The 6,655-nt window shown below is 38.7% G+C and carries 6 protein-coding genes and 1 tRNA gene; 6 read left to right on the top strand and 1 reads right to left on the bottom strand.

What is annotated here, in order from left to right; all coding sequences use genetic code 11:
• Positions 1-416: 416 nt before the first annotated feature.
• Positions 417-890 (bottom strand): hypothetical protein, encoded by a 474-nt coding sequence (locus IR213_RS06630; protein WP_194311518.1) that lies wholly within the window; start codon positions 888-890, stop codon positions 417-419.
• 157 nt (positions 891-1,047) lie between these two features.
• Here IR213_RS06630 and IR213_RS06625 point away from each other — a divergent pair.
• The 6 genes from IR213_RS06625 (at position 1,048) to scpA (ending at position 6,596) form a co-directional block, all read left to right on the top strand.
• Positions 1,048-1,122 (top strand) — tRNA-Pro (locus IR213_RS06625).
• Positions 1,123-1,262: 140 nt separating this feature from the next.
• The gene (udk, locus tag IR213_RS06620; RefSeq protein WP_194311517.1) at positions 1,263-1,871 is read left to right on the top strand and encodes a uridine kinase; all 609 of its coding nucleotides are present in this window, start codon (positions 1,263-1,265) and stop codon (positions 1,869-1,871) included.
• A 118-nt stretch (positions 1,872-1,989) separates the two neighbouring features.
• On the top strand, positions 1,990-2,322 hold the full coding sequence (locus IR213_RS06615; RefSeq protein WP_194311516.1) for an FtsB family cell division protein: 333 nt from the start codon (positions 1,990-1,992) through the stop codon (positions 2,320-2,322).
• A gap of 262 nt (positions 2,323-2,584) precedes the next feature.
• Positions 2,585-3,949 carry a methylmalonyl-CoA mutase subunit beta gene (locus IR213_RS06610; RefSeq protein ID WP_194311515.1) on the top strand — a complete coding sequence of 455 codons (1,365 nt, stop codon included), beginning with the start codon at positions 2,585-2,587 and terminating at the stop codon, positions 3,947-3,949.
• 14 nt (positions 3,950-3,963) lie between these two features.
• Positions 3,964-4,419: a hypothetical protein gene (locus tag IR213_RS06605; protein WP_194311514.1), complete on the top strand. Its 456-nt coding sequence runs from the start codon at positions 3,964-3,966 to the stop codon at positions 4,417-4,419.
• The gene (gene scpA / locus IR213_RS06600; RefSeq protein WP_194311523.1) at positions 4,419-6,596 is read left to right on the top strand and encodes a methylmalonyl-CoA mutase; all 2,178 of its coding nucleotides are present in this window, start codon (positions 4,419-4,421) and stop codon (positions 6,594-6,596) included. Before IR213_RS06605 ends, scpA begins: the two co-directional genes overlap by 1 nt.
• The last annotated feature ends 59 nt before the right edge of the window (positions 6,597-6,655 follow it).

The following is a 6,655-nucleotide window of genomic DNA, read 5'->3' as shown; positions in this document are numbered from 1 at the left end:
TTCAATATCTTTGGAACTCATAAATTTTGTTTTTTGTCACTCAAAATATATGAAAAAAAGGGCTTACTTTTAAAAGTAGCCCTTTCTGTTTAAAAATATTAATCGGTTAGTAGTGATTTTATATATAATTTCAAATTATTTTATTTTTGAAGGATTATGTAAAAGTCAATAAAAAATGCTCTGGAAGACTTATATAACTTTATAAAAAAGTTGTATAATTCACACATTTTTAATTGAAGTGTGAGGATAATAATGAGGTTGCTAAAAAAAGAAGTTACAAAATTCATGCTATTCCAAACGATATAAATCGAGACTGTCTCTCCAGTTTTTTTTGTAAGTTACGAATAAAACACGAAAAATCATTTGAATAAGAACAAAGACTATTGTTTCTGACTAAACAAGAAGTGTTTCAGCTTTTAAAATTTACATTTAAATACATCCGCCCATTCCATTGTTTTTAAGGACGAAACCTTGTTTTCTTGACTGAGCGTTACCCGAAGTTCCTTATTGGCATTTTCGTGTTCGTAAAGTGCTTTGTAGCGAAAAATAGTGGTGTTTTCTGTTATATTTTTATGTATTTCTACCAATTTAAGGTCTTTGAAACTACCATATCTCGCTCGGAATTTTAAACAGGTTGCAGAGTGTTTTTCTAAAGTTGTATTTGCAATTACAGATGGCGTTGCCTCGCTTTTATTAAACGGAATAAACTTTGAAGTGTTGCAAATCATTAAAACTCTTTTACCTAAATCGTATGCTTTTTTCTTTTGACTTTCATCTACTTCTGAAATAGACAGCTTCACACATTTTTTTTCAACGGGTTTAATTACAACAGATTTTGATTTACATCCAATAAGTAACAGTATACATAAAACAAGAATTGTCTTTTTCATCGCAGGTCATTTATTTGAAATTATTTAGATTGGTAAAGTTACAAATTAATTCAAGGATGTAATTCATACGATTTACTCAGGATTAGATCTGATCAATTTCTTATTTCTAAAATAGTTTTGGATAAGCAAAAATTTGTTATATATTTGCCACCGCTTTCGGGGTGTAGCGTAGCTCGGTTATCGCGCCTGCTTTGGGAGCAGGAGGCCGCAGGTTCGAATCCTGCCACCCCGACACAAGAAATCCTTTTTGCTTTGCAAAAGGGATTTTTTTATTTTAAACAAAACTCAGCCCCCTGTAATCAAAAATAAATCCTAAATCTAAAAAGATAAATCCCTATTTTTGTTGCATCAATAACACAACAAAACTATTTTATGCTGATAATAGGAATTGCAGGCGGAACAGGAAGCGGAAAAACAACCGTAGTGCATCAGATAATGAATGAATTGCCACATACCGAAGTGGGAATTATTACTCAGGATTCCTACTACAAAGCATCCACAAACGAGAGTTACGAAGAACGTTCAAAAACCAACTTTGACCATCCCAGAGCTATTGATTTCGATTTATTGGTTACACACCTTAAGGAACTCAAAGAAGGAAAAACCATCAATCAACCCGTTTATTCCTTTGCCACACACAACAGAACCGACGATACAATAGTAACACATCCCCGAAAAGTAATGATAGTTGAAGGAATTCTCATTCTTTCTAATCCCGAACTTCGTGATTTGTTCGACATCAAAATATTTGTTCACGCCGATTCTGACGAACGATTAATTCGAAGGTTAAAAAGGGATATAGCAGAACGGGGTCGTGATATGGAGGAAGTATTAACACGCTACCAGACCACTTTAAAGCCTATGCATCAGCAGTTCATCGAATCCACAAAAACATTTGCCGACATCATCATACCAAACGACAAATACAACACCGTCGCAATCGATGTGGTTCGTGCGGTAATAAATCAAAGAATTTTATAAATTTATTGTAACTTTATAACATTAATTATTTGAAGCTATTTCCCGCTGTCACCTTTATCTTTGTTCGTGCCTCACAAAGGATATCGGCTCCATCAGGGCTAGAAAAACAGAATTTTAAATGACAAATTCATATAAAGACAAACCTTGGTTCAAATTTTTAAGCAACAAATACGTTTGGGTTTTGTTGTTTTTTTCGACCTGGATGATATTTCTGGATAACTATTCCTATTTCGACCATCGCTTTTTAGACAAACAAATCGATGAACTCGAAGACAACGCTGCTTACTACAAGCAGGAAATCAAAAAAGACAAGGAAAACATTCGGCAACTAAAAAATCCGGACCAGACCGAAAAATATGCCCGGGAAAAATACTATATGAAAAAAGATAGTGAAGACATCTACATCATCCAATTCGAAGGTGATACCATTGAAAAAGACATTAAAAAATAGATTAGAAGTTAAGTAATATAGTACACCTCATCGATGTTGAATTTTTAAAAAAAGCAATATGATATGACGTATTTATGAGTTAGAAGCACTTCTAACTCCCCTCTTGAGAGGGGTTGGGGGTGTGTTTTTTAAAACACTGTTTTTCAATAATAGTAATTTTAAAAACATCCATGATAGCAATCCTGATTTTGGCAGGGATTCTATCGACAAGCTTACAGCAGTAATTTCATAAGGATACAATATTAAACCCTTAAACCAATAAATGAAAAATCTATTTGATGATTTCAATCCCATTTCCTCCAAACAATGGAAACAAAAAATCCAGTTTGAACTCAATGGTGCCGACTATAACGAAACCCTAATCTGGAATTCACCCGAAGACATCCAAGTAAAACCATTTTATCATAAAGATGAATTTCGGGGAGCCTCAAACCTAAATACAAAAGCATCTGAGTTTAAGATTTGCCAAAACATCTTTGTTCACGACCTCGAAAAGTCAAACCTTCGAGCCATTGACAGCATCAATCGCGGAGCGGAAAGCATTCGTTTCACCATTGAAAATGAAAATACCGATGTGGCAAAACTATTGGAAAATATTCCTTTGGAAAAAATAACTACCTATTTCAACTTGGCATTTATATCAATCGATTTCGTGAAAAAAATAAACGATATTGCCAAGCGGAAAAACGCAACAATTTTCTGCACCTTGGACCCCATTGGCCAATTAGCCAAAGAAGGAAACTGGTTTACCACCAAAGAGAAAAACAATTTCGAAACCTTAAATCTAATTTCGGCAGCAACAACAAACCTTTCTTTCATCAGTATTAACGGAGGTTTATATCAAAATGCCGGTGCCAATATGGTGCAACAGATTGCCTACTGCCTGGCGCACGCCAACGAATATTTTAACCGAATCACGAACATAAATAATCCAATCGTTTTCGAAATATCGGTGGGAACTAATTACTTTTTCGAAATCGCAAAACTACGGGCATTCCGATTGCTTTTCAATCTAATCGCAAAGGAATACAACCACGAATTCGATTGTCATCTATTGGTTTCGCCTTCTAAACGCAACAAAACATTATACGATTACAACGTCAATATGCTACGTACCACAACTGAATGTATGAGTGCTATTCTGGGTGGAGCTGACACCATTGCAAACTTACCTTACGATACTCTATACCATAAGGACAATGAATTTGGTGATAGAATCGCCCGAAACCAACTCCTTATTCTTAAACACGAAAGCTACTTTGACAAAGTCAATAACCCGGCGGATGGAAGTTATTACATCGAAAATCTAACCCATCAATTAGCCGAAAAAGCATTGACCTTATTCAAAGATATCGAAGCCAACGGCGGTTTCCTCAAGCAAATCAACAATGGAATCATCAAAAGAAAAATTCAGGAAAGTGCTGACAAGGAACAGGAATTATTCGATACCGGAAAAGAAATCCTGCTGGGAACCAATAAATATCCCAACAAAAAAGACCGAATGAAGGACGATTTAGAACTGTTCCCTTTCGTGAAAATAAAACCAAGAAAAACCTTGATAACACCCCTAATCGAAAAACGACTGGCCGAAAAATTAGAACAGGAAAGACTCAAAGAAGAAAATTAATTGAAAACTACAGAATGAAAAAAATAATATACTTATTGGTATTCTTAATTTCATACGCTGTTTTCTCGCAACACAGAACCATTGAGATTACCAATATCAAGACGGGAAAAGTGAAAGTCTTTGTAGAAAACCATCGCATAAAAATAAGAACTTTGGACGGAAAAAAACACATTGGAAACCTTAAAATTTTGGATACGCTAACCTTTACAGTCAATGATCAAACGGTGAAAATCGATAGTCTGCAAAGCATTAAATATCAACCCAAAACATTGGCAACGGTTAAAACCGTGGTGCTGATTGTGGGACTGGCAATCGTAGGGGCTTCATTAGTGGCAGCCTCCGGCGGAAATGACGCTGCCTTTTTACTGTTTACCGTGGGTTCAGGGGTTACCATAAGTGCCGGTCTTTTCGAAGGCATCAATGCCAACAATTCTAATAACAAATGGTCCTTTAAAATTATTGAAAGGTGATACGCAAAAATCTACAACATATTAAATTAAAAAACAGTATTGAGTCTGTTGCTTTCAATTTGCACCCGAGCCCAAATGGCGAACTGGCGAAGCAACCTGCAACCTGCAACCTGCAACCTGACAACTTCCTCACAGCCGAAGGCATCGAACTAAAACCAACTTACTCCGGGCAAGACATCGAAAACCTCGAACAACTGGATTTTGGAGCTGGCTTTGCGCCAAATTTACGCGGCCCTTATGCCACAATGTACGTGCGTCGCCCTTGGACGATTCGGCAATATGCAGGGTTTTCGACAGCCGAAGAAAGCAATGCTTTTTATCGAAGAAACCTGGCTGCAGGACAAAAAGGACTTTCCATCGCCTTTGATTTACCAACGCATCGCGGTTACGATTCTGACCACGAACGTGTGGTAGGTGATGTAGGGAAAGCTGGTGTGGCCATTGATTCTGTCGAAGATATGAAAGTATTGTTTGACCAGATTCCCTTGGGCGAAATGTCGGTTTCTATGACGATGAATGGTGCCGTTTTACCTATCATGGCATTCTATATTGTCGCTGCCGAAGAACAGGGCGTGAAACCCGAACAACTCTCAGGCACGATACAAAACGACATTCTGAAAGAGTTTATGGTGAGAAATACCTACATCTATCCACCAACTTCTTCGATGAAAATCATTGCCGACATTTTTGAATTCACCAGCAAGAAAATGCCAAAATTTAACTCGATTTCCATTTCAGGGTATCATATGCAGGAAGCAGGTGCCACTGCCGATATTGAATTGGCATACACTCTGGCCGATGGACTTGAATACATCCGAACCGGATTGGCAACCGGAATGAAAATCGATGACTTCGCTCCTCGCCTTTCGTTTTTCTGGGCCATTGGAATGAACCATTTTATGGAAATTGCCAAAATGCGCGCCGGACGAATGATCTGGGCGAAACTCGTCAAACAATTCAACCCCAAAGATGAAAAATCCTTGGCGTTACGAACCCATTGCCAAACATCGGGTTGGAGCCTGACTATGCAGGATCCTTTCAACAATGTGGCACGAACCACCATCGAAGGTTTGGCAGCAGTTTTGGGAGGAACACAATCCTTGCACACCAATGCTTTGGATGAAGCCATTGCTTTGCCAACGGACTTCTCTGCCAGAATTGCCAGAAATACCCAAATCTATTTACAGGAAGAAACTAAGATTACCAAAACCGTAGATCCTTGGGCAGGAAGTTTTTACGTCGAAAGTTTAACCAATGAAATAGCCCAAAATGCTTGGAAACTCATAGAGGAAGTCGAAGAACTTGGCGGAATGACCAAAGCCATAGAAACCGGAGTTCCGAAACTGCGTATCGAAGAAGCCGCCGCCAGAAAACAGGCACGAATCGACAGCAGTCAGGATATTATTGTGGGGGTCAACAAATACCGATTGGAGAAAGAAGATCCGTTGCAAATTTTGGATATTGACAACCAAATGGTACGCAAACAACAAATCGAACAATTAGACGGAATTAAAGCAAATCGGGATACCGAAAAAGTACAACTTTCACTCAAAAAATTAACCCTTTGTGCCCAAACTGGCGAAGGCAATCTGCTGGAACTGGCTGTTGAAGCAGCGCGAAACCGAGCGACGCTAGGCGAAATCAGCGATGCCATGGAAACCGTTTTCGGAAGATACAAAGCACAAATTAAATCCTTTAGCGGCGTGTACAGCAAAGAAATAAAAGACGACAAAAGCTTCGAGAAAGCCAAACAACTGGCCAACGAATTTGCCAAAAAAGAAGGGCGTCGCCCTAGAATTATGATTGCAAAAATGGGTCAGGACGGACACGATCGCGGGGCCAAAGTAGTGGCCACCGGATATGCAGATCTGGGTTTTGATGTCGATATAGGCCCTCTTTTTCAAACACCGACCGAAGCCGCCAAACAAGCCGTTGAAAACGATGTGCATATTCTTGGCGTTTCCTCACTCGCCGCGGGACACAAAACATTGGTACCCCAAGTAATCGATGAGCTCAAAAAATACGGTCGCGAAGATATTATGGTTATTGTGGGGGGTGTAATTCCTGCCCAGGATTATCAATTTTTGTTTGATTCCGGTGCAGTAGCCGTCTTTGGTCCCGGAACCAAAATCAGTGAAGCAGCCATAAGTATTCTGGAAATATTACTGACGGACTAACGACAAACCTGACAGGTTTAGCAACAACGACCAAACGGGATAGATTTCAACCAACAACA

Origin of the sequence: Flavobacterium soyangense, from assembly GCF_015277675.1 — a bacterium.
Taxonomy (GTDB): Bacteria; Bacteroidota; Bacteroidia; order Flavobacteriales; family Flavobacteriaceae; genus Flavobacterium; species Flavobacterium soyangense.
Note: the sequence above shows the minus strand (reverse complement) of the source record. Positions and strands in the feature narration are given on the sequence as shown.

Excerpts from the sequence above, each read along its gene's own strand:
- IR213_RS06610 (WP_194311515.1), top strand. The coding sequence starts at position 2,585 with ATGAAAAATCTATTTGATGATTTCAATCCCATTTCCTCCAAACAATGG.
- udk (WP_194311517.1), top strand. The coding sequence starts at position 1,263 with ATGCTGATAATAGGAATTGCAGGCGGAACAGGAAGCGGAAAAACAACC.
- IR213_RS06605 (WP_194311514.1), top strand. The coding sequence starts at position 3,964 with ATGAAAAAAATAATATACTTATTGGTATTCTTAATTTCATACGCTGTT.
- IR213_RS06630 (WP_194311518.1), bottom strand. The coding sequence starts at position 890 with ATGAAAAAGACAATTCTTGTTTTATGTATACTGTTACTTATTGGATGT.
- IR213_RS06615 (WP_194311516.1), top strand. The coding sequence starts at position 1,990 with ATGACAAATTCATATAAAGACAAACCTTGGTTCAAATTTTTAAGCAAC.